The organism is Hymenobacter siberiensis, assembly GCF_018967865.2.
Lineage (GTDB): Bacteria > Bacteroidota > Bacteroidia > Cytophagales > Hymenobacteraceae > Hymenobacter > Hymenobacter siberiensis.
This window is the reverse complement of record NZ_JAHLZY020000003.1, coordinates 14019-35447: the sequence shown is the minus strand read 5'-3', so window position 1 is coordinate 35447 and position 21429 is coordinate 14019. Positions and strand designations below refer to the sequence as shown.

General features: G+C 60.9%; 20 protein-coding genes and 1 pseudogene. 8 read left to right on the top strand and 13 right to left on the bottom strand.

Going from position 1 to position 21429, the window contains the following annotated elements:
* Nucleotides 1-26 precede the first annotated feature (26 nt).
* The 7 genes from KQ659_RS20805 (at nucleotide 27) to KQ659_RS20775 (ending at nucleotide 5387) form a co-directional block, all read left to right on the top strand.
* A complete protein-coding gene (locus tag KQ659_RS20805) occupies nucleotides 27-1328 on the top strand; it encodes an MFS transporter (protein ID WP_216690879.1) in 1302 nt (433 codons plus the stop codon).
* A 152-nt stretch (nucleotides 1329-1480) separates the two neighbouring features.
* Entirely contained in the window at nucleotides 1481-1945 is a 465-nt protein-coding gene (locus KQ659_RS20800) for a helix-turn-helix domain-containing protein (protein ID WP_216690878.1), read from the top strand.
* Nucleotides 1933-2241, top strand: coding sequence for a hypothetical protein (locus tag KQ659_RS20795; RefSeq protein ID WP_216690877.1), 309 nt, complete (start codon nucleotides 1933-1935; stop codon nucleotides 2239-2241). Before KQ659_RS20800 ends, KQ659_RS20795 begins: the two co-directional genes overlap by 13 nt.
* Entirely contained in the window at nucleotides 2241-2594 is a 354-nt protein-coding gene (locus KQ659_RS20790; protein ID WP_216690876.1) for a transposase, read from the top strand. The genes KQ659_RS20795 and KQ659_RS20790 overlap by 1 nt, the downstream gene beginning before the upstream one ends.
* A 468-nt stretch (nucleotides 2595-3062) precedes the next feature.
* The gene (locus KQ659_RS20785; protein WP_216690875.1) at nucleotides 3063-3827 is read left to right on the top strand and encodes a ParA family protein; all 765 of its coding nucleotides are present in this window, start codon (nucleotides 3063-3065) and stop codon (nucleotides 3825-3827) included.
* The gene (locus KQ659_RS20780; protein WP_216690874.1) at nucleotides 3824-4252 is read left to right on the top strand and encodes a hypothetical protein; all 429 of its coding nucleotides are present in this window, start codon (nucleotides 3824-3826) and stop codon (nucleotides 4250-4252) included. Before KQ659_RS20785 ends, KQ659_RS20780 begins: the two co-directional genes overlap by 4 nt.
* Nucleotides 4253-4880: 628 nt before the next feature.
* A complete protein-coding gene (locus KQ659_RS20775) occupies nucleotides 4881-5387 on the top strand; it encodes a GNAT family N-acetyltransferase (RefSeq protein WP_226930176.1) in 507 nt (168 codons plus the stop codon).
* A gap of 251 nt (nucleotides 5388-5638) precedes the next feature.
* Here KQ659_RS20775 and KQ659_RS20770 read toward each other — a convergent pair whose 3' ends face one another.
* The 4 genes from KQ659_RS20770 to KQ659_RS20755 form a co-directional block, all read right to left on the bottom strand.
* Nucleotides 5639-7351: an FG-GAP-like repeat-containing protein gene (locus tag KQ659_RS20770; protein ID WP_216690872.1), complete on the bottom strand. Its 1713-nt coding sequence runs from the start codon at nucleotides 7349-7351 to the stop codon at nucleotides 5639-5641.
* A 273-nt stretch (nucleotides 7352-7624) separates the two neighbouring features.
* A complete protein-coding gene (locus KQ659_RS20765) occupies nucleotides 7625-8404 on the bottom strand; it encodes an MBL fold metallo-hydrolase (protein ID WP_216690871.1) in 780 nt (259 codons plus the stop codon).
* Nucleotides 8405-8802: 398 nt separating this feature from the next.
* Nucleotides 8803-9360 carry an IS630 family transposase gene (locus KQ659_RS20760; protein WP_262905480.1) on the bottom strand — a complete coding sequence of 186 codons (558 nt, stop codon included), beginning with the start codon at nucleotides 9358-9360 and terminating at the stop codon, nucleotides 8803-8805.
* Nucleotides 9361-9362: 2 nt separating this feature from the next.
* A complete protein-coding gene (locus KQ659_RS20755) occupies nucleotides 9363-9752 on the bottom strand; it encodes a COG3415 family protein (protein WP_216688105.1) in 390 nt (129 codons plus the stop codon).
* A gap of 174 nt (nucleotides 9753-9926) precedes the next feature.
* Between KQ659_RS20755 and KQ659_RS20750 the strand changes: the two genes are divergently transcribed.
* The gene (locus KQ659_RS20750; RefSeq protein WP_216690870.1) at nucleotides 9927-11105 is read left to right on the top strand and encodes an MFS transporter; all 1179 of its coding nucleotides are present in this window, start codon (nucleotides 9927-9929) and stop codon (nucleotides 11103-11105) included.
* 235 nt (nucleotides 11106-11340) lie between these two features.
* Here KQ659_RS20750 and KQ659_RS21645 read toward each other — a convergent pair whose 3' ends face one another.
* The 9 genes and pseudogenes from KQ659_RS21645 to KQ659_RS20715 form a co-directional block, all read right to left on the bottom strand.
* Entirely contained in the window at nucleotides 11341-11796 is a 456-nt protein-coding gene (locus KQ659_RS21645; RefSeq protein ID WP_262905642.1) for an IS5 family transposase, read from the bottom strand.
* A 31-nt stretch (nucleotides 11797-11827) separates the two neighbouring features.
* Nucleotides 11828-12082: pseudogene (locus KQ659_RS22185) on the bottom strand (transposase); the annotation flags it as partial.
* Between the two features lie 79 nt (nucleotides 12083-12161).
* A complete protein-coding gene (locus tag KQ659_RS20740) occupies nucleotides 12162-12365 on the bottom strand; it encodes a hypothetical protein (RefSeq protein WP_216690868.1) in 204 nt (67 codons plus the stop codon).
* Nucleotides 12366-12626: 261 nt separating this feature from the next.
* Entirely contained in the window at nucleotides 12627-12755 is a 129-nt protein-coding gene (locus KQ659_RS21640) for a hypothetical protein (protein ID WP_262905641.1), read from the bottom strand.
* 60 nt (nucleotides 12756-12815) lie between these two features.
* On the bottom strand, nucleotides 12816-13445 hold the full coding sequence (locus tag KQ659_RS20735; protein ID WP_216690867.1) for a hypothetical protein: 630 nt from the start codon (nucleotides 13443-13445) through the stop codon (nucleotides 12816-12818).
* Complete coding sequence (locus KQ659_RS20730) at nucleotides 13385-13732, bottom strand: peptidase associated/transthyretin-like domain-containing protein (protein ID WP_216690866.1); 348 nt, start codon at nucleotides 13730-13732, stop codon at nucleotides 13385-13387. The genes KQ659_RS20735 and KQ659_RS20730 overlap by 61 nt, the downstream gene beginning before the upstream one ends.
* Nucleotides 13733-14164: 432 nt before the next feature.
* A complete protein-coding gene (locus tag KQ659_RS20725) occupies nucleotides 14165-16675 on the bottom strand; it encodes a zinc-dependent metalloprotease (protein ID WP_216690865.1) in 2511 nt (836 codons plus the stop codon).
* Between the two features lie 932 nt (nucleotides 16676-17607).
* Nucleotides 17608-20085, bottom strand: coding sequence for a TonB-dependent receptor domain-containing protein (locus KQ659_RS20720; protein WP_216690864.1), 2478 nt, complete (start codon nucleotides 20083-20085; stop codon nucleotides 17608-17610).
* Nucleotides 20066-21418: an HTTM domain-containing protein gene (locus KQ659_RS20715; RefSeq protein ID WP_216690863.1), complete on the bottom strand. Its 1353-nt coding sequence runs from the start codon at nucleotides 21416-21418 to the stop codon at nucleotides 20066-20068. Before KQ659_RS20715 ends, KQ659_RS20720 begins: the two co-directional genes overlap by 20 nt.
* Between the last annotated feature and the right edge of the window lie 11 nt (nucleotides 21419-21429).

The window sequence follows — 21429 nt, the reverse complement described above, 5'->3', positions numbered from 1 at the left end:
TATTTCAATCCTCCTCAACCACCCTAATGCCCATCCAGCTTGGCCTACGCGAAAATGCCCGGCAGTTCACCCTGCTGGTTATTATCAATGCCTTTGTGGGCGGCATGGTGGGGCTGGAGCGCACGATTCTGCCCCGGCTGGCCGAGCAGGAGTTTCACCTGGTGGCGCGCACGGCCATTCTGGCGTTCATTGTGGTATTCGGCCTCACCAAGGCCGGGGCCAACTACTACGCGGGGGCCTGGGCCAATAAGGTGGGGCGTAAAAACCTGCTGCTCATCGGCTGGCTTTTCGGGCTGCCCGTGCCGCTGCTGCTACTTTGGGCGCCGAGCTGGGGCTGGGTGATTTTTGCCAACGTGCTGCTGGGCCTGAACCAGGGCCTGGCCTGGTCGAGCACGGTGGTGATGAAAATGGACCTGGTGGGCCCCAAGCAGCGCGGGCTGGCCATGGGCCTGAACGAGTCGGCCGGCTACCTGGCCGTGGCGGCCACGGCCTTCGCCTCGGGCTGGCTGGCCACCGAATACGGCCTGCGCCCCTACCCCTTCTACCTGGGCATCGCGCTGGCAGTGCTGGGCCTACTGGGCAGCCTGCTGGTGCGCGACACCCGCGCCCACGTAGCCCTGGAAGCGGCGCAGGCCCCGGCCGGGCCGGCGGAGCCCCACCTCTCGTTCTGGGATGTCACCTGGCGCCACCCCAACCTGGGCTCCGTGACCCAGGCCGGGCTGGTAAATAACCTGAACGATGGCATGGTGTGGGGCCTGCTGCCGCTGCTCCTGGCCACCAAAGGCTTCACTCTGATGCAGATTGGCACCGTGGCCGCCGTGTACCCGGCCGTGTGGGGCCTAGGCCAGCTTCTGACTGGCCCGCTGGCTGACCGACTCTGCAAGAAGGACCTGCTGTTCTGGGGCATGCTGCTGCAGGGCGCCGTGTTGCTGGCCCTGCTGTTTGCCTCCTCCTACCCGGTATTTCTGCTGCTGGCGGCCCTGCTCGGCGCGGGCACGGCGCTGGTCTACCCCACGTTTCTGGCGGCGGTGGCCGAGTATGCGCCGGCTTCGCAGCGGGCGCGCAGCGTGGGCATCTTCCGCCTCTGGCGCGACGCGGGCTACGCCATCGGGGCGCTGCTCACCGGCCTGCTGGCCGATGCTTTCGGGCTGCCATCGGCCCTGGCGGCCATTGGCGGGCTTACGGTGCTTTCAGCGCTTGTTATTCAGCGGCGCATGTACTGCCCGCCCGTGGCGGACGGCAACGCCGCGCCGGCCATTAGCTGCGGCCAGTCCGCCCGGCCACAGCGGCCGGCCATTGCCCGGTCGCTGTGGCCGGGCGCCGGCTAACGCGGCACCCTCATCACCACTTTCCTTGTATGCTATGACGACCACGCTCACCCTGTTTCAGCTCAATGACGTGCACGGCTACCTGAACCTGCACTAGTGGTTCAAAAACTTTAATTGGTCGTATCGGATTAAGGATGACTAAGTCCTTCGTTATGACCCTTTATCGCCTTTACCTGACCGCCGACGAACGCCAGACCCTAGAGGGGTGGCAGAAGAAGTATAAAGCCCATTCGGCTAAACTTCGGGACATTCAAATTTTGTTGAACAGCGACGAGCAGACCGGGCGCCGCCCGGCCCTGGAACTGGCTGCCGTGCTGGGCATCTGCACGCGCACGGTGGAACGGGTACGCCGTCAGTTCTGCGAGGAAGGCCTGAAGATGTTCGAGCCGAAAGTACGTAAAATGCGCTCTGACAAGAAGATAGACGGTCGGGTAGAAGCCCATCTGACGGTCTTGCTCTGCCAACCCCCCCCCGACGACCACCCGCGCTGGCAGTTGGGGATGCTGGCCAACCGGCTGGTGGAGTTGCAGGTGGTCGAGCATATTTCGACCACAATGGTGGCGCGGCTGCTAAAAAAAACGAACTTAAGCCTTTTCAGGGCCCCATGCAATGGGTGATTCCGGCCGAAGAGAACGCAGCCTTTGTGTGCCAGATGGAGCAGGTGCTCGACGTGTACGAGCAGCCCTACGACGCGGATTTTCCCGTTGTGTGCCTGGACGAATCGCCTAAACAACTACTCGATTACCAAGAATTTACTGCTTCCAACGGGCAGCCACACCGCGATTCGGAATACGTGCGCCGGGGCGTGGTGGAGTTGTTCGTCGCCACCGAACCGTTGCGCGGTTGGCGCGAGTTGACCGTGGAGAACGACACCACAAAGCCGCCACGTGGGTGCAGTTTGTGGCCCGGCTAATGGACACGACCTCCCGGGAAGCGAAAAAAGTGCGCTGGGTGATGGACAACCTGAGTACGCACCGAATCAGCAACTTCTACGCCCACTTCCCACCGGAAGTCGCCCGGGCCTATGTGCAGCGGATGGAAATCATTTACACCCCCGTCCACGGGTCGTGGCTGAATATGGCCGAAATTGAATTCTCCGTCCTCACGCGCCAAGTGCTTGACCGCTCCTTTTCGAGCAAAGAAGCCGTGCAGGCGGTCGTCGAACGGTGGAAAAACAAGCAAAATGCCAACCTAAAACCGCGCAACTGGCAATTCAAAACCGCTGATGCCCGCATTAAATTAAACCGATTATACCCGACTATTTAATGTTTTTTGACCACTAGCCGGCCTGGCACTGGCTCGCCTTCGTTGTCATCCTTTTGCGAAAAATCAACCAAAAACCGACTTTCTAAACAGCTTCGATGCAGGAAAGAGAAGGACCTATATGCTGTCCACCTTTAGCCGACCACCTCACCTCGCCGGTGGTACCAGTTAATGGAAGGAACTTACTATGCGGGCGCGGTATAAACATCACAATCCGGCGCATTCATCTTCTCTGCTCATCATCGGGAATTAATAAAGATATAAGTTAAATAAAGTTATAAAGACATCTTTATAAACAGTCAATAAAGACTACTTTACGGGCTAATTCTATAGCAAATAGCTTATTTTTAACAAAGTATGCTGTATTTTATAAAGACCAGACAGACGGAAAGATGATAAATATCTCTTTTTAATACAGATTGTCTTTACCATCTTTGTGTCAAGATAATCTGTATATCAATTCCAGTTAAGATGAAAGTTATTGCAATTGCCCAGCACAAGGGAGGGGTGGGGAAAACGACTTCGGCGCTCGGCATAGGTCATTCCCTGGTGCTGCTCGGTCACCGGGTGCTGCTCATCGATTGTGACCCTCAGAGTAACCTTACCTCAACCTTTGCTAATGTGCAAGCCCCCAACCTGTGCATGGTCCTGCGGGGGGAGGCAACGCTAGCCGAGGTGGTGCAGCCCATGGGGGACAACCTGAGCCTGATTGCTTCCCGGCCCGAACTAAGCCCCCTCGAACGCATGATTGGGGCCGATGCCACGCATCCCAATCTCCTCCGCCGGCAGCTGGCAGGCTTGGAGAAGCAGTACGATTACGTCGTTATCGATACGCCGCCTTCCATGGGCCCCATGACGGTGATGAGCCTGACCGCGGCCCATTACGTGCTGGCCCCCATGCGCCCCGACCCGTTTGCTTTTGCCGGCTTTTACAAGCTGCTTGACATGCTGGAAGCGGTGCGGGACAATTTTAACCCGGCCCTTGAATTGAAGGGCGTCTTTCTGACGCAATACCACCCCAGCTACCGCGGGCAGGTGTACCACGATTTTGCGGCGGAGCTGGCCCAGCAAGCACGCGTACGGGGCCTGTTGACGGAAACGTCCATCCGCATCAACGCCAAACTGGTGGAAGCCGTGGCCTTGAAAAAAAGCATTCACGCCCATGCGCCGGAATCCAACAGCGCGCACGACTACCTGGCCCTTACCCAAGAACTTTTAACCCGCATTGCGCAATGAGCAAGCAGCCTCGTCCTAATTTCGCCGCCACCGCCGTGGCCGATATTACCGGTGTTCCTCCCCAAGCCATCAATCCCGACCAGGCCCTGTGGCCCAATGCCGGCACTATTCGCCCAACTCACCAGGCGGGTACTGCCGAATTCATACAGGGCTCGGTAACGCCAGCAGCCAGCATAAAAGGAAATATTTATGGTAAAGATAGTCTTGACAATAAAGACGTAAAGCCAGAAAAGATAATCTTTTCAAACAAGCTGGAAGCTGCCACTTACCTAAAGCTGCAGCAACTGGCGACGTACGGCGGCGAGAATATTCAGGAGATTCTTGAAGCGGCGCTAACGGCTTATTTTGTGGGGAAAGAGGAAGCCTACCGGCCTTTGCCGCCCAAAGTATTGACTGTATTGCAAAAGAAATACCCGTTTCTGTAACCGCATTGAAAGGGTAGGGGAGCAGGACAGCAATTGAGCGATTGAACAAGTCGACGCGATTGTAGCGCTGGCGCAAGAAGCAGTTGCTGGCTTCCGCGATGCTCGTCTGGCCTTCGCCGTTGGGGCAGGGCCGCCAGCGGGGCAGTACCTTGGCGTAGGCCTTCCTCTGGTTGGTGAAGTACCGGCAGTGGCGGTGATAACGGCGGGGCAAGGCCTGCCAGAGCTGCCGCAATGAGGCGTTTAGCAATCGTCATCCGCGCGACACCAGTTGGGCGCACAATGCTGCGCGGGGAGTTGCGCTCGCCCAGCAACCTAGTCCACTTGTCCGTATTGTATGGCCTTGGCAACCGCTGCCGGTTCGAATCGTGCCTGGTAACGGCAGACTTTGCATTGATAACGAGCATGGCCTTGACTATGCCCATTGCGCCGAATTTAGTCGCTGCCACATTTAGCGCAAAAGTGTTCCGTATAACCTACAAAGCCTCTGACGGATTTTATCTGAATTTAGCCCACCGCCCAGTAAACGAGCTGTCCTCTGATAAATAACCGGCCATTTTCTTACTTATGCGTTGGAAAACTATCCAACACCGAAATTCCTGCCCTTATGCCATTCAACACACAACCCACGTTGGAAAACCAACAAGTCTGGCTGCTGCCGTTGGAAGCAACTGACTTTGCCGACTTGTATGCCGCCGCCTCCGACCCAAAAGTCTGGGAGCAGCACCCCAATAAAGACCGATGGAAGCCTGAGGCATTTGGGACCTATTTTGAAGGGGCCATGGCGCAAAAGGCCCTCAAGATTGTGGATAAGGCCACGAACAGCATTCTGGGCAGCACTCGTTTCTACGACTATGACGCGCAGGATGACAGCATCCTGATTGGCTACACGTTCTATGCCACCCGGTATTGGGGCAAAGGCTTCAATTTAGGGGTGAAAGCGCTGATGCTGGATTACGTGTTCCAATTCGTATCCAGAGTCTACTTTCATATTGGTGCGGATAATATGCGGTCGCAAATAGCCATTGGCCGCCTAGGGGCGGAAAAAATTGCGGAGGAAGAAATAGCCTATTTTGGCGAAGCTCCGAAGTTGAATTTTGTGTATCGGCTGGAGAAGAAAGCCTGGCTAAACCGCTAACTGGAGCCACTTGTAAAGCGGTGCTCGCAGCAGAAGCCCTGCTCAACCGGACAGCGAGTAGCAGCCCTTTTGTATCCATCGCTTTTTTTTAGGCAGACCAAAGGGTCTGGCAGCCCTCCTATTAAATCCTGAACCCTACACCACGCCGGGTTGATGATACCATGAGGCACATTAACCGCCTGGTGGCAAGCCAAGCAAACCGATTCTGTCTCCGTAAATGAGAGGAATCCCCCTCACATTACTCAAACCCCTTAATCCACCAGCAGACGGCGCGTAACCGTTGTGGCCCCGGCCTGCACTTGCAGCACGTACAGGCCCGGAACGAGGTGCCGCAGGTCCAGTTCCTGGTGCAGGCCTGTAGCGGGCACCATCGCCTCCACCGTGGATACCAGCCGACCCAAGGCGTCGCACAGGCGCAGGCGCATGGTACCCATGCCCGGGCCGGGCGGTACCCGCACTGTGGCCCGCGCATGAGCTGGGCTCGGAAACACATCCACCTGTTCAGCCAGCAGCCCGGGCACCGTTGCCAGGAGCGCGCTGACCCCGAAACCGGTGGCCGGGCTGGTGCCATGCGGCGTCACGACTGCCAGTAGATAGGGGCCCACGACCAGGCCAGCCGGCACCACCAGCCCGATGGTGTTGGGCGTGGCCGTGTAATTGGTACTGGTGAAGCTGGTAGCGGGCACGGTGGTCACAACCTGGGTATTACTGCTGAACGTAACCGCCGTGGCACCAACCAGTCGGGTACCGGTGAGGGTAATGGGCGTGCCCGCGCCGCCGCTCGCGGGGCCGGTCAGGTTTAGCACGGGAGCCTGGCTGAGGAATACACCGGCGGTGCCAGCGTTGAAATTTGACGACACCAAATCGGGGGCACCATCACCGTTTATGTCGCCGATGGCTACGCTGATGGGGCTGCTACCGGGGCCGATGGCGTAGTTGGTGACCGGCCCAAACAAGCCCGCCCCAGTCCCCAGCAGCACCGACAGCTGGTCGCTGCCGAACCCGGCGGTCACCACGTCGGGAAGGCCGTCGTTGTTCACATCGCCCACGGCCATACCCACCGGCGCCGCACCGACGGGGTAAATCGTGACCGGCCCGAACTGCCCCCCGGAATTCAGGCGCACCCCCACGCTTCCGGCGTGGTTGGCCGTGAGCAGGTCGGGCTGGCCATCGCCATTCACGTCGGCCACGGCTATTCCCAGCGGCCCGGTCCCGACGCCCATACTATAGCTCGTGGCGCTCCCAAACAGGCCATTGCCCAGGTTCAGGAGTACCTGTACGGCATCGGTGCCAAGGCTGGCCACGGCCAGGTCGGGTCGGCCATCGCCGTTCACGTCGCCCAGCGCTACGGCTTCGGGCTGGCTGCCGGCGGCGAGAGAATAGGTGAGGGCAGGCGCAAACGAGCCGTTTACGCGGCCCAGCAGCACGGCGGCCTGCTCGTCGTGGCTGTTGCCCGTGCTGGCCCCTGCCACGGCCACCGCATCGGGCTGGCCGTCGCCGTTCACGTCGCCCAGTGCTAGCGCACCCGGGTTGCTGGTCATGCGCAGCGAAAACTGATACCCGGGCGGGATGAGTACCCCGGCAGCGGTACCAATCAGCACGCCGCCCGAGCCGGCACCGGCTACCACCACATCGGGGCGCCCGTCGCGGTTGAGGTCGCCCACTTTCAGGGCCACCGCACCGGCACCGGCTGCTGGCAGCAGCTGAAGCTGGCCTAGGGTGCCATTGCTCTGCCCGTAGAGCAGGCTCAGCGATTGGCTGGGGTCGTTGGCCGTGAGGAGGTCGAGGCGGCCGTCGCCGTTGAAATCAGCCAGAGTCACCCCGAGAGGCGCGACGTTGCTGCCGACGCTATACGGAATCATGGCCCCAAAATTCTGTGCCCGCGCAGACAGTGCGGCCCCGAAAAGCCCAGCTGCTGCCACCAGCCGCGCGGCCGGCACCCAAAAATGTAGTGGTAGCTTCATCAGCAGCAAGATAAGCCGCTGCCTCGCCCCAACCCGCACAACGACTTCCGGGGACAAATCATCTGGCAGACTCGTTAGCTGCCTTTCAGCGCTGCGGGCTGAAGTACGCACCCTATCAAATCTAACTAAACAAACTCACTTCTACTAACTATTATTCAGTTAGTTATACTTTAATTCGGTTTGAGCGAGCAAAGCCGTATTGGGCGCTGAAACCACGAGGCACGTCCTACCAAGCCAGCGGCTCGACAGGACGTGCCTCGTGGTTTCGTTACTTTATTGGGCCGCCGGATACCAGTTGCGCAGCCGGACGTCAATCTTCTTATTGGACGTGTTCACGGTTTTCTTAAAGCTGGCCACATCGCTCAGGCCGCTTTGCCCACGGTAGTGGTACGGGTAAACAATACCCGGTTTAAAGGCCAATACCCCCTGCGCGGCCTGGTTCACGTCCATGGTATAAGGCAGGTTCATGCACACGAAGGCCACGTCGATGCCCTTGAGGGCGCGCATTTCGGCAATATCTTCGGTGTCGCCGGAGAGGTAGACGTTTTTGCCGCCCAGGGTCAGCACGTAGCCATTGCCCCGGCCTTTGGGGTGCATGGCGTCGGCCGCTTCGGGCAGGTTGTACATCGGAACGGCCGCAACCTTCAGGCCCAGCGTATCGAGTTGCTGACCGTTGCTCAGAATGCGTACCTGTGCCTTGTACTGCGCCGGCAGCATATCGGCCACCGCCTGGGGCACCACCATCAGGGCCTTGCCTATGGAGAGCCCCGCCAGGGTTTTCGGGTCCAAGTGGTCGCCGTGAATGTCGGTGATGAGGATAACATCGGGTGCGGCCAGGCCAGCATAGGCCGCGGCCCCGCCGTAGGGGTCTACGTAAATGGTCTTGCCGCCCCACGTAAACACCACGCTGCCGTGCGTGATGGGCTGCACCGTGAGGGGACCTTTTTTAGTGGCAATCTGGTCGGCGGCCACGCGCGGCGTGCTGACGGCTTGGGCCTGCGCCTGAACCGCAAATGAAGCCAGGGCAGCAGCAAGGATTAGGGTGGATTTCATTGTTTTGTTGTGTTTTGAGTGAGATGAATTGCCGTTTGTTTCCAGTAAACTGGCCCCGTGGGAGCTGGCGCTACCGAAAACCGGCAGCATAACCTAGTCACCCCGCACAAGTTCAGTACCTGCCAAAAATGCCTGCGCTTGCCCGCAGAAGCATATGCCAGCCCTATTTTTTGCTAACGCCGCTTGGTGCGGGCAGCTGCCAAAGCCATCCGTGATAACCTACTCATCAATAGTGGTGCAGATACCAATGCAAGCTTTATTCTTTGTCGCAGCTGATTCGCCCGCGAAAGCGCTTACCACCGTTGACTGCCCGTTGAGCATGACAAGGGCGTGAGCGAAGACAGGTGCCCCGCAAATCCATTAGCCCGCCGTCGGGTCAGCCTACAGCGGTTTCCAAATCACTGTACATGATATCCGCAATGGTCAAACCAGTTCTTGGCATCCTGTTCGGTTATCCAGTCGGCGGCGGTCCGGATGGCTTCCTCCAGCAAGTCGCGGGTGCGGGCTTTCGCGGTGCGCAACCAGGTCTTGAGTTTGCTAAAAGCGAGTTCAATGGGATTGAAATCCGGCGAATAGGGCGGCAGGTAGCGCAGCCGAGCCCCGTACTTTTTCACGATTTCGTCCAAGCCTTCCACCTTGTGTACCGACAGATTATCGAGCACTACTACGTCGCCCGGCCGCAGGTTGGGGCCGAGCACCTGGTCGAGGTAGGCGGCAAACACGTCGCCATTAACGGCCCCGTTAACGCTCAACAAGGCTCCGAGCCCGTCCGGGGTCAGGGCGGCGATGAGCGTCACGTTCGGGCCGCCGTGCAACGGCACGGCCTGGTCCAGGCGCTGGCCGGCCGGGGCCCGGCCGTAACGGCGGCAGTAGGTGAGGTTGGTGCTCGTCTCGTCCACGAACACGAAACGGCGCACATCTTCTTCCTGAATGGCTTCCAAAAATAAGCGGCGCATGGCTACGACGCGTTCGGTGTCACGCTCGGCGGCGTGGACGCTTTTTTTTTGCGCCCCCATCCCAGGCGCTCCACCGCCCGCCACGTACTCGTGCGGCTCAGGGCCGGACCGTCGGCGGCGAGCAGGGCCGTGGCCAGTTCGGCCAGGGTCGCGTCGGGCTGCGCCACCAGACAGGCCCGCAATAGGTCCTGGCCAGCCGGGTCCAGGCGCGGCAGTGGGCCGCCGTTCGCGGGCAGGGCCGCCAGCGAACCGCTCGTGCGCTGCCGGCGCAAAAGCTTGTCCACGAAGGAGATGGAGACGCTAAATTGCGCCGCCACCTGATAAATCCGGGCCTGCGGTGCGGCACATGCCGCCGCTACCCGTTCCCGCAAATCAATCGAATATGCTTTCATAACGCAAGGTGCATCAGATTCTGTACACTAAATTGGAAACCGCTCTAGCTTCAGCGCTTCGTCGCCGAAGGCGCGTATTTCCTGCCCGGCAAGCGCAGAAACGCCGTAGAGGAAGTGTAGCTGGCTGCTTTGCTGCTGCTCAAGCATGAATCACGGATTCCTAACCGCTACCCTATGCCTCGTTTCGCTTACCTGACCCGCGCGGTATGGCTGCTGTCGCTCATTAGCCTGTTCACCGATTTGGCGAGCGAGATGCTTTACCCGGTGATGCCGCTGTACTTGCAAAGCATTGGGTTTTCGGTGCTATTCATTGGTCTGCTCGAAGGGCTGGCCGAAGCTACGGCCGGTCTGAGCAAAGGCTACTTTGGCCAGTGGTCTGACCGGATGGGCCGGCGGGTACCGTTTGTGCAGTGGGGCTACGGGCTCAGCGCGCTCACCAAGCCCATGCTGGCGGTGCTGGCCGCGCCGTGGTGGGTATTTCTGGCCCGCACCCTCGACCGCCTGGGCAAAGGCCTGCGCACCGGGCCCCGCGATGCGCTGCTCTCCAACGAAACCACGCCGGCCAACAAGGGCAAGGTGTTTGGGTTCCACCGGTCAATGGATACGCTCGGGGCCGTGTTGGGCCCCACGGCGGCCTTGCTCTGGCTGGCGGCCCGCCCCGGCCAGTTCCGGCTGCTGTTCCTGCTGGCCTTTATACCGGGGGTGGTGGCCATTGGCTTCACGTTTTTCCTGCGGGAGCGGCGCGCGGTGCCGTCTAGCCGCCCGGTGCAGCCGTTCTGGGCCGTGTTCAGTTACTGGCGGGTGGCCCCGCCAGCCTACCGACGGGTCGTAGGCGCATTGGTGGCCTTTGCCCTTTTCAACAGCTCCGACGCTTTCCTGCTGCTGCTGGCCCGCCAGCGGGGCCTATCCGAAGCGGGCGTTATTGGCCTCTATATCCTCTACAATGCCGTGTACGTAGCCGCGGCCTGGCCCCTGGGCTACCTGGCCGACCGCTTGGGCCCGCGCCGGCTGCTGGTAGCCGGCCTGGTGCTGTTTGCCGCCGTGTACAGCGGCGCGGCCCAGGCCCGCGAGTGGTGGACATTTGCCGCCATTTTTGGCCTCTACGGCGTGTATGCGGCCAGTACCGAAGGGGTGGCCAAAGCCTGGGTCAGCAACCTCTGCGAACCGGCCGATACCGGCGCGGCCCTGGGCACCTTCGGCGGCCTGGGCAGCCTGGCCGCGCTGGTGGCCAGCTTAGGAACCGGTGCGGTGTGGCAGTTGGCCGGGCCGGGCTGGGCCTTCGGGCTGGCGGCCGGTGTAGCATTAGTCGTAGCCTTTTACCTGAGCCGCCTGCCGGCCAAGCATGGCTCCTGATAGCCTGATATAAAGCTAGTTATATCTTTTACCAAGAATCTAATCTCGTTACTGACCCAAGAATATAGAGACGCGACATTTCGCGTCCAAATACCCCGTACTCACTAGATACCATCTCACCAGCCTTCAGCCAGCAATAAAATCTCAGCTACAGCAGGCACAACGTAGCAACGGTAACAACTCCCCTGGCCGTCTAGAGCGTGAGGACAATTTAGTAATAATATATTTATCTAAGTCAATATATCATTGCTCCAATATACCAGAAGGCCAGGAAGGAGACGACGGTTTTCTCGTAGCGGGTGGCCAGGCGGCGGTACTGCTTGAGGCGGCCAAAAAAGCGCTCGACTTTGTTGCGGTCGCGGTAGGTTTCCTCGTCCATCGGAAGGGGTTGAGTCCGGCCGGGGTGGCTGGGAATGACGGCTTCGATGCCCTTTTCGGCGCAATAGGCGCGGGTTTCATCGCTGTCGTAGGCCGTGTCGGCCAGCACCTTGCCCGGCTCCAGGTCCGCCAGCAGCGGCAGGGCCTGCGGGCTGTCGCCGGCTTGCCCGCCGGTGGCAATCAGGCGCACGGCATTGCCCAGCGACTCGACGCAGGCGTGGATTTTGGTGCCGATACCGCCACGGCTGCGGCCCAAGCGCTCGGCGTCGGCGGTGCTTTTTTTGGCCGGCCGAATGCTGGTGCGCCCGCACAACGGTCGAATCGAGCATCACCCCGTCCAACCCGGGGGCTTGCAGGGCCTCGAACGCCCGTTCCCACACGCCTTTTTGGGCCAGGCGGCAGAGGCGCTTGCAGACAGAATTGTGCTTGCCGAAACGTTCGGGCAGGTCCGCCCACGGGCAGCCGGTGCGCATTATCCACACGATAGCGTTGAAGAAAAGGCGATTATCCTTGGCGGTTACGCCGCAATCGGTGACTTTGCCCGAGAGCAGAGGGGCAATAGCCACCCATTGGGGGTCCGTGATTTCATGACGACGCATATACTTAAATCCTTAATTTGTTCTAGGCAATAAGCAGATAACCAAAAGCAATTGTCCTCACGCTCTAGCTTTCCTCGTTTTAAATTTTGAATTTTAGGCCTGACCCCATTTCACCAGACAAGCCATTGAACACGGCTAAACAAGCGGAACCCGCCACCGTTGGGGCTATTAGCCGCATCCAGCTGCCCCCCACCGCCGTTACCTTGCCCTGAACGGCGATGCTCGGTTTTTCGGTGCTACCGTTGATTTCGCCTTCGAAGCCGCAGCATTGGTGTTCCTGCATAATTGGATCAATAAACCTTCTTACAATAGCTTGAATATCAACAAATTACTCAATATTCCGGGGCCTTCACCTGCGGGGCACCCACTACGCCGTCGGGCCGCTGGTGGGTACGCCAGAACTCCTCGTGGAAGGGTTGGCCTTTGAGCAGCATGGTGGCAATGGGCGGCCGCTCCGGCAGCACTTCTACGCCACTGGGCGGATGTTGGCAAACTGCAGGCTCTGCACCGAGAGCTTTTCCATGCGCTGACCGGTAGCCAGGTCTCAGTGTTTTTCAATCCAGGTCTGCACGCTGCGGTCGAGAAAATACGGACCACCGGGCTGCTGCTGCTGGTACGTCACGGTTTGCCGGATGCGATAGTCGCTGTGCAGCTGGTGCCAGCCCCGAGCCACGGTGCCGCCACGGGCAAAGTACTTACGGGCAAAACTGTTCAGCAGCAGCGTGTCGCGTTGTCACTCCACGTCGCAGCGGGTCACGGCGTAGTCGGCGCGGTTGATGTACAGCTTGCCGGTGTAGCCCTGGTCAAAGTAGTCGCCCGTGGTGCGGTGGTTATTCTTTTTAGCCACAAAATCAATCACCAGCGTTTCGCGGCCCTGGTCCTGGATGACAGAAGCCAGCGAGTACGTATATTTTTTCAGGGTACGCGCCTGAAACATCGGGTTTTCATCCACCAAATCGAAGAAGTTGGTGAAGGAACCAGTGTATGCGAAGTGATAATCTCCCCAGAACTTACTCGGGCCCGTGGCCTTGTTCCATTTCACTTCCTCCAGCCGCGAGGCTCCGCCGCCTGCCGAGCGGTAGCCCTGGGCATCGTAAAACGTGCTAAAACACTCCACATCGTAGAGCAGCGAGTCGAAATTGGTGGACGAGCCGCAAGCGTACACGTCGGCATCGTAGTCCTGCTGCTTGTAGTTCCGGGGCAGCCGCTGGATGACGCGCGCCATGATTTTGCGCGGGTCCAGACTTTCGGCTTTTACCGTCACTTCGGCCAGCGCGTAAGCTTGCGGCGGCAGTAGCACCGTCAGGTAGGGCTGGGCACCCACGGCCAGGGCCTGCCGGCCAAACCCCAGGCAGGTAGCCACCAGCGGGCACGGCCGGGCGGGGCAGTGCAAACTCGCCCTTGATGTTGGTGGTAAGGCCCCACGCCTAGCTGCTTAAGGTACACGCTGGCGAAGGGCACCGCCGCCCGGGTTTTCTGGTCGAGCACTACGCCGCGCAGCTGGCCGGCGGCCGGGCTGGGTCCGGCGGTGCGTACCGTTACCCGACTACGCTCATCGGCCGCCAGGGTGCCGCGGCTGGTTTTGGCCAGCCGCACGGAGTCGCGCATGGTGAGGGGCAGCGCCTGGTCAATAAATACGGGAGGGTGCACGGTTTTTAGGAACAGCACGCCGTCGAGCACCTGGGTCCAGTTGCCGGTATTTGGCTCGTAGCCGAGCAGGTAGGAGGTGGCTTTCTCCAGGGCCGGTCCAGAAACACCACCCGCGCCGGGCCAATCGCCTGTTTCAAAAATGCTAAATCGGCCAGGTCCGGGTCGGCCGGGTTAATGGTCCTGATGGGGTGATAGGTGAGACCACTGGCCGTTTGCAGCGGTTGCGCGGTAGCAACCACAAGGCGCAGCAAGAAAAAGAAGAGGATTAACAGACGATGGTAGGGCAGAAAGGCCATCTGTGGAAAGGGAGAAAGGCTTGCTGCCTAACATCAGAGGGTAACAGAACCACACAAATCTATAAGCAGCTCCCCCCCTCCTGAACGAGAGGCGCAGCGAGCAGAATCAACTGCAAGAAAATCGACCACCCCGGGCTTAGTCCAGGAAATTGAGCCCGGGCATGCCGATGGGGCCGCCGGGCGGCATGGTGGCCGTGGGCGGGGCGATGAACTTGCCCGGCTCGGACCAGAACTGGTCAATCTGGGCGAGGCCGAACAGCAGGTTGGCTTTTTGTGTGGGGGAGGCGTTTTTGGTCTGGCTGCGCATCCAGCGCTGCAGGTCGTCGATTTGCAGCAGGGCTTCGCCGCGTACGCTGGCGGCGGCGCGGGGGCTGGCGGCCAGCTGCAGCAGGTATTTCAGCGTCAGGTTGTTCACCACGGTTTGCAGGGCGCCGGCGTAGCCGGGGGCCGGGGCGGCCTGCCAGGTTCGGGCCAGCAGCTGCTTCACCACCGGTCCGAAGCCGGGCTGCCGGCCATCGCGGGCCCGGTACTCCATCAGCCGGGCGGCGCGCTCGGCGTTCAGCAGCGCGGCAATGGGCGGGCCGGCGGCAGCTTCGGCGGCGGCCAGTGGGTCGAACGTGGGGCCGGTATAGCCCGCAAAGGTTTCAACGGAGCCGGGGTAGCCCGTGGGCCGGGGCGGAATCATAGCAATCAGCGCCTCGGGCAACTGCAGTGCAGCCGGGCTGATGGTGGCCAGCAGGGCGTCCAGCGCCCGCTGCTGCACGGCCGGGTCCACGAGCCGGGTAGGCACCTGGCCGTCGCCTTTCAGGGCGGGGGTGAAATACATGCCGCCCAGCGATTTGGCCACGGCTTCTACCTGGTAGCGGTGCAGCAGGTACACGGGTACCAGCACCTCCTCAAGCGTGGCCAGCGGTGCACCGGCCCGAATGGCCTTCTCCGAAAAACCATCCAGCACGTGCCGCCGCAGGGCCATCAGGTTGGTTAGCTGGGCGATGGGGTCGGGGCCGTCGTCCCACTGGTTGGCGTTGGGGTGGGCGTAGCCGCCAATGTCGGGAATGAAGCGGTGGCCCTGGCGCAAGGTTTCCTGCATAATGGCACTCAGCGCCGAGGTTTCGTCGGTGCCGGGGGCAAAATCGGAGTAGCCCCACATGATGGCGCGCTTGTCCCAGGCCCCAATACCGGTGGCGTAGGCATCGGCCACGTCCATGCGGCCATCGGGCAGCAGGCGAAAACGCGGAAACGGGTAATCCATCACCGAGGCCCGCTCCATGATGCTGGCCGTGAAGTTGTGCTCGAGGCCCAGCGTATGGCCAATTTCGTGCGCCGACAGCTGGCGGATGCGCGCCAGCGCCAGCTGCTGCATCTGCTCGGGCACGGGTTGGCCGTCGGTGTAGGGCTGCAGCATGCCTTCGGCGATGAGGTAGTCCTGCCGGTGCCGGTCGGCTCCGAGCGACACCACGCCCTTGATGATTTCACCCGTACGCGGGTCGGTGTACGCGATGCCGTATGAAAACGCGCGTGGGGAGCCCGAGCGGTTTATCCAGTTCACCACGTTGTAGCGAATATCCATTGGGTCGGCGCCCTCGGGCAGCTCCCGCACCTGGAAGGCATTGGTGTAGCCAGCGGCCTCAAACGCCTGGTTCCACCAAGAGCCGCCTTCAATGAGGGCTTTTTTGATGTCGGCCGGCGCGCCGCGGTCCACATAATACACAATGGGTTTCACCGGCTCGCTCAGGGCGGCGGTAGGGTCCTTTTTTTGCAGTCGGTGGCGTTTAATGAAACGTTGGGCCAGCGGCTGGCTCATGGGCACCGAAAAATCGAGGTAGCTGAATGGATAGAAGCCGGAGCGCGGGTCAAACGGCCGCCGCCGGAACCCGTTGTCGGGCAGCTCCACGAACGCCTGATGAAAATGCACTGTCACCGCGCCCGGGTCGGGGGCCAGGTTTGCGCCGCCATCCTCGCCCCCTCCGGTGCTGCCTGTTGTGGTGAAGGTCGCCATCGCCTCAAATTCGGTGTTTTTGGGAAAGTTGCGCGTATTTTCCAGGTATACCGCTGAGCGCGACTCATCGAGCTTGTAGGTAGCCGGCGGGCGCGCCCCGGCTCCGGGAGTCAGCAGGCTAGCGCCGGGCCCCGAGAACACCCCGCTGCTTAGCCGCTCGCCAATTTTCTGGCTGTCGCGCACCAGAAACGGCGTCAGGTCAATGAGGACCTTGTTGCCCTCGCTGGCCAGCGGCACGAATCCCCAGATAACCGACTTCGCAAAGGCATTGTCGACGGCGCGCCGCTCGTCGGCACTGCCAGTGGTGGCGCGGTAGTCGTAGTTGGGTTCCAGCAGCAGCACCTTACCTCCCACCCGCACAAACTTGGCGATGGCCGAGGTGCTTTGGCCGCGCTCGATGCCATTGCCCACACCATTGGCCAGCGAGCCGAAATAAAGAAACTCTTCCTCCAGCCGGCCAATTTCCAGCAGGATTTTGCCGGTTTTCGCGTCGTAATAAAAGGGGAAGTAACCGTCAAATTTTTGCAGGCCTTTGGTGATGGCAGCCATCGAAGTGGACGGGGCTGCCGCGGGCTGTTTACCGGCCTGGGCTTGGCTTAGCGCCGGAGCCGCCAGCAGGGCCGCCAGCAACAGGTGTGAAATCTTCATGGTTGCGGGGTTAACTGTAAAATTTAATCCCGTAATGTTACAATGAATTCAACCAATTAACTGCGCGTTACACAGCCCGCCTCCACCGGCTGGGTAATATCGGTTACTGTATCGGGCCTTACCGGGATAAGATATGGAAACGGGCCGGCACTTTGCGGTGGTGCGTGGCCCACTCGCAGGCGTAGCGATATTTTATGAGCGTGTACTCACCAAACGAATGGCCCAGCAGCTGTAGCGCGGGGGGGCAGCAGGTCGGCCCACAGCATGCCGGTTCGCACGAGCCGGGACAGCGGTGGGAAACTGTCGGCCCAGCTCGCGAAGCGTGTTTAAATACTAGTGCACAAGGAAGCGTATGCTTCGGTCCGACCGCCTAAGGTTAGGCCGCTACTCAATTCTTGAATCAATGTCCTCGTGAGCCAATACGTACCTGAGAGCGGAATCGTGGAAGCACTTTGTTTAGCAGCTGCTTGAGTTGGCAAGATTTGAGAATCCGTTTCATATTGACCAAATGCACCAGGAAATCGGCTTTCCCATTGCAGAAGTGCCGCTTCAGCGTGGCTCTGTCAGACGGCAGGTTGGCCACCACGCTAACTGCCGTGGTTTCGGCCAATGGGGGCGTTGTGGCACCCACGGGTTGAGAACCGTGCAGGCGTTGCGGCGGGCCGCTACATCGCACCACAATACGCTAGACAAAGCCTTACTCTGGATTCGTATTCAGGTGCAGCAACGCGGCCCAGCCGGACTGCCGGCCAGGAGGCGGCCGTTACTTCGGGTACTACCGCCTGGACAAAGGCGAGTAGCTCCGCTTCCGGAAACTGGGGCCGGCTGCGGAAGTAGCCACGCAGCTGGGACCATGCCCGCAGCATCCGGTCCATCGACATAGTTGCTGGTATCATGGGCGTTAGGGCTGATTACCCCCGCGAAGACACCGGTTACCACTTCACGGCGGCCGTCAGAAAGAAGCTGCGGCCGTCCGAGGGCAGGATGCCCGGGCCGGGGTAGCCGGTGGCGCGGCGGGTGAAGTAGATGGCGTTGGCCAGGTTGTTGACGCTGCCTTCGAGCTTGAGCCAGCGACGCTCCCAGGATACAGAAGTATCCAGAATATGGTAGGCCGGAATCACGCCCACCACGGCCGAGTTACGCTCCGGATTGGCCACGTACGGGCTATTGGGGGAGTTGGTGGCTTCGGAAAACTGGTTGGCTAAATATGTAAATTGCACCGATGCCTTGAAGGGACCGTAGCCCGCCTGCATGCCGGTTTTCAGGTTCACTACGGGCACAAATTCCACCTGGTTGCCAACGATGGCCTGGTCGTCGCTGGCAGTGTAGCGGCTACGAATCAGGGCCAGGTTGCCAAAGGTGGACCAGCGCCAGCGGCTGGGCCCGGCTTCGGGGGCCAGCAGGCGCAGCATATCTACTTCAGCGTACGACTCAAGGCCCAGAATCAGGGCCCGGCCAATGTTGCTGCGGTAGCGGAAGGGTACATTGTTGGCATCGTAGGTCTGCACCTCGCCAATGCGGTTGTTGTAGAGCAGGGCAAACAAGCTCACATCGTAGGTCAGCCACTGCCCCTGCTCGCCGCGCAGGCCCAGGTCGGCCGAATAGCCGCGCTCGTCCTGCAGGTTGGGGTCGATGACCAGCGAGTTGTTGACAATCTGCATGTCGGAGAACGTGATGGAGCGGTAGTTCTGCGACACGTTGGCGTACAGCTCCCGCTGCTCCGTCGGCTTGTAGCTCACGCCGAGGCCCCCAATCACAAAGCCGCGCGGGCTAGTGCGCACCTGGCTGTACTGCCGGATGGTGTCAATGTTGTTGGCCAAATCCCGGTCGATGACTTTATAAGAGCCTTCGGCGCGGGTGCGGATGTACTCCACGCGCAGGCCCGGCGTGACCGAGAACTTCTCACCGAAGTAGAAGATATTTTCGAGAAAAGCGGCCGCGTTGTAGTTGGGAAACCGGTAATCAGAAGATGAATTTTGAGTACTCAGGGCGGCCACGGGCTCCACGAAGCGAAAGTCGGCCCCGCGGCCCGCGGGGCCGAAGCCCTGCAGGCTATGGTTGTAGCCCCGGTAGAGGCGCGTGCCCACCAGCAGCACCCCACTTTTCGAGGGACCCAGCTCGTAGCGGGTCAGGTAGCGGGCTTCGGCCCCAAGGTTGCGGAAGTCCCCGCTGATGAGCTCACGCTGCTGCGCGTCGTTGTCGGTGCGCTCCACGAAGTTGGGCCGGTAGCCCAGGGACTTGCGCGAGGCCACCAGCCCGAAGGTGGTCAGGTTGAGGTTGGAGCGGGGCGTGAGCTTCCAGTCGGCCGAGGCATTGAACAGGTTCCAGTCCACGGCAAACCAGTTGCGCTCCCGGTTCGACTGCCGGGCATTGCGGGCAAACTGCGCATCGGAGAGGCCGCCCGGCTGCTGGGCCAGGTAGTCCATGTGCGTCACCTGCAGGCCCACTTTCACGTTTTCCGTGAGCTGGTAGCGCAGGTCGGCATAAGCGGTTTTCGAGTCGAAGTGGGCGTTGGGGCGCCAGCCATCGCCGCGCTTGTACTGCACGAAGGTGTAGTAGCTGAGCTTCTTCACCGTGCCGCTCACGCTATTGAAGGAATTGAAAAAGCCGTAGGAGCCCACCGTCTGGCGCGACACCACCGCCACGGTTTTGTCCGGTTCCGGGGCACGCAGCTCAAAGTTGAGCAGGCCCCCGAACTGGGTGCCGTACTGCAGCGAAGCCGCCCCGCGCACCAACTGAATGCGCTTGATGGCCTCCACCGGCGGCGTGTAGTAGCTTTCGGGGTAGCCCAGGGCATCAGCCGAGATGTCGTAGTTGTTCTGACGCACGTTGAAGTTGCTGGTCCGGTTGGGGTCCAGCCCCCGGCCGCCGATGCTGAGCTGCAGGCCACCCTGGTCGCTCTCCCAGATGTTGAGGCCGGCCACGCGGGCATACACCTGCCGGGCGTTGTTGGTGGCCAGGTTAGCCACCAGGTTGTCGGGCACGATGACGTCGGACTTTTTGGCCGCGAAGATGGCCGTGCCCTCTACCTCCCGCAGGCGCTGCGGTCCGAAGCGGCCCTGCGGCACCCGCACCGTCACTTCCTGCAGCTGCTGGTCGCGCCGCGTCAGCGTAAAATCCAGCACGCTGCCGACGGCGGGCAGCGCTACTTCAGTTTTCAGCGGCTCGTGGCCGATGGAGGAAAACTGCAATTGCTGGCGGCCGGGCGCGAGGCGGGCCAGCGTAAACAGGCCCGCCGAGTCGGTGCGGGCAATCTGCCGGGAGCCGCGCACGTACACCTCGCAGCCCACCACGGGCTGGCCGGTAGTGGCTTCGCGTACCCGGCCCTGCAGGCTGGCCTGCTGGGCCACGGCCGCAAATGAAGACAGCACACTCGCCACCAGAGCGACGCTATAAACCGGAAATCTCATCGTCAAAGGGTAAAATCCAGGCCTTGGGCCGCAGGTCGTCAGCCGCCTGCGCCAGGTCCACGGTGGGGTCAATGAAGCTTTTGCCCAGGCGGCCGTTCAGGCTCACGTAGGCATCGGCGTATACTTTGGGGTTGGTCATGCCGCGCCGGGCGTAGTAGGCGCGCAGGTAGTGGGCAAACTGCACCAGCATGTCGGGCTGGGTGCTCATCATCTTTTCCTGCAGCACGCTCAGGTGCTCGTCGTTATTCACCAGCCGGGTCTGGCCGGTCTGACCATCCACTACCTTGAACTGCACCTGGCCCATCTTCTCCATGAGCATCACCCGCCACGAAAAGCGGTAGCCTTCCTCCGTCCAGAACAGCTCGTGCGGGTAAAGCAGGTAGCGAAACGGCAGGAGCAGCTGCACCGCAAAAAACACGCCCAGCACCAGCAGCAACCCCTGCCGGGTGCGCGGGGCATACACCAGCGGCCGCTCGGCAGGGGCTGCCACGGGGCTCTGGCCCCACCAGCTGCGCAGCCGGGCCAGCACCTGCTCGTGGGCGCTGGCCGGGAAATACACCAGGGCGGCCACTATCATCACGTAGGGAAACATGCCGATGGGAAACAGCACAGCCGTGAGCCCGTGGAACACTACCACCGTGGCGTAAGCCCATGGCCGGGTGGGGCGGTAGAGCAGGAAAAACACCACCGTCAAATCGTAAAACGCCCCAAACCAGCTGAACACGTAGGCCACCCAGGGGTAATTGAACAGGGGGCCGATGAGCCACAAGTCGTTTTTGGCCGGCAGCCAGATGCGCAGCGGCATGGCCTGCAGCAGCCAATCGGAGTTGAGCTTGGCCAGGCCGGCGTAGCAGTACACAATGCCCACGAGCAGACGCAGGGCATCCACCGTCCAGCGGGGCACCTGGTGGCGGTGGCGGGCCGGGTCGCGGTACGCATCCACCGAAAAATATCGGCCGGCCGGCAGCAGCATGAGCAGAAAAGCCGCCAGACTAACGAAGTAGTAGTGGTTGAGGTAGGTGCTCTTGTCCATGAGCTCGATGTAGGTGAAGCTCAGAAACAAGCCCACGGCCGCCGTGCGGTACCACCAGCCCAGCGCCACCAGCAGCGCGCACAGCGCACACAGTCCAAACAGGCCGTAAGTAGCCGGCCCCAAGGGCTTTATCCACTCAAACCCGTAGTAGGAAAAGAAAAGCCGGGGCTTTAGGTAAAGCTCCGCAATCCAGCCCCTGGCCCAGAAGCGCCCCACACTGGCCAGCACCAAAAGGCCAAAGGCCACGCGGAACGTAGCCAGTGGAGCAGCAGAGGTGTAGCCCTGAAAGTAGTGCCGCATCCCCGCCCGCA

Excerpts from the sequence above, each read along its gene's own strand:
- KQ659_RS20760 (WP_262905480.1), bottom strand. The coding sequence starts at position 9,360 with ATGCGCCGCTTATTTTTGGAAGCCATTCAGGAAGAAGATGTGCGCCGT.
- KQ659_RS20785 (WP_216690875.1), top strand. The coding sequence starts at position 3,063 with ATGAAAGTTATTGCAATTGCCCAGCACAAGGGAGGGGTGGGGAAAACG.
- KQ659_RS20805 (WP_216690879.1), top strand. The coding sequence starts at position 27 with ATGCCCATCCAGCTTGGCCTACGCGAAAATGCCCGGCAGTTCACCCTG.
- KQ659_RS20790 (WP_216690876.1), top strand. The coding sequence starts at position 2,241 with ATGGACACGACCTCCCGGGAAGCGAAAAAAGTGCGCTGGGTGATGGAC.
- KQ659_RS20800 (WP_216690878.1), top strand. The coding sequence starts at position 1,481 with ATGACCCTTTATCGCCTTTACCTGACCGCCGACGAACGCCAGACCCTA.
- KQ659_RS20770 (WP_216690872.1), bottom strand. The coding sequence starts at position 7,351 with ATGAAGCTACCACTACATTTTTGGGTGCCGGCCGCGCGGCTGGTGGCA.
- KQ659_RS20755 (WP_216688105.1), bottom strand. The coding sequence starts at position 9,752 with ATGAAAGCATATTCGATTGATTTGCGGGAACGGGTAGCGGCGGCATGT.
- KQ659_RS20780 (WP_216690874.1), top strand. The coding sequence starts at position 3,824 with ATGAGCAAGCAGCCTCGTCCTAATTTCGCCGCCACCGCCGTGGCCGAT.
- KQ659_RS20725 (WP_216690865.1), bottom strand. The coding sequence starts at position 16,675 with ATGAAGATTTCACACCTGTTGCTGGCGGCCCTGCTGGCGGCTCCGGCG.
- KQ659_RS20740 (WP_216690868.1), bottom strand. The coding sequence starts at position 12,365 with ATGCAGGAACACCAATGCTGCGGCTTCGAAGGCGAAATCAACGGTAGC.
- KQ659_RS20720 (WP_216690864.1), bottom strand. The coding sequence starts at position 20,085 with ATGAGATTTCCGGTTTATAGCGTCGCTCTGGTGGCGAGTGTGCTGTCT.
- KQ659_RS20750 (WP_216690870.1), top strand. The coding sequence starts at position 9,927 with ATGCCTCGTTTCGCTTACCTGACCCGCGCGGTATGGCTGCTGTCGCTC.
- KQ659_RS20765 (WP_216690871.1), bottom strand. The coding sequence starts at position 8,404 with ATGAAATCCACCCTAATCCTTGCTGCTGCCCTGGCTTCATTTGCGGTT.
- KQ659_RS20715 (WP_216690863.1), bottom strand. The coding sequence starts at position 21,418 with ATGCGGCACTACTTTCAGGGCTACACCTCTGCTGCTCCACTGGCTACG.
- KQ659_RS20795 (WP_216690877.1), top strand. The coding sequence starts at position 1,933 with ATGCAATGGGTGATTCCGGCCGAAGAGAACGCAGCCTTTGTGTGCCAG.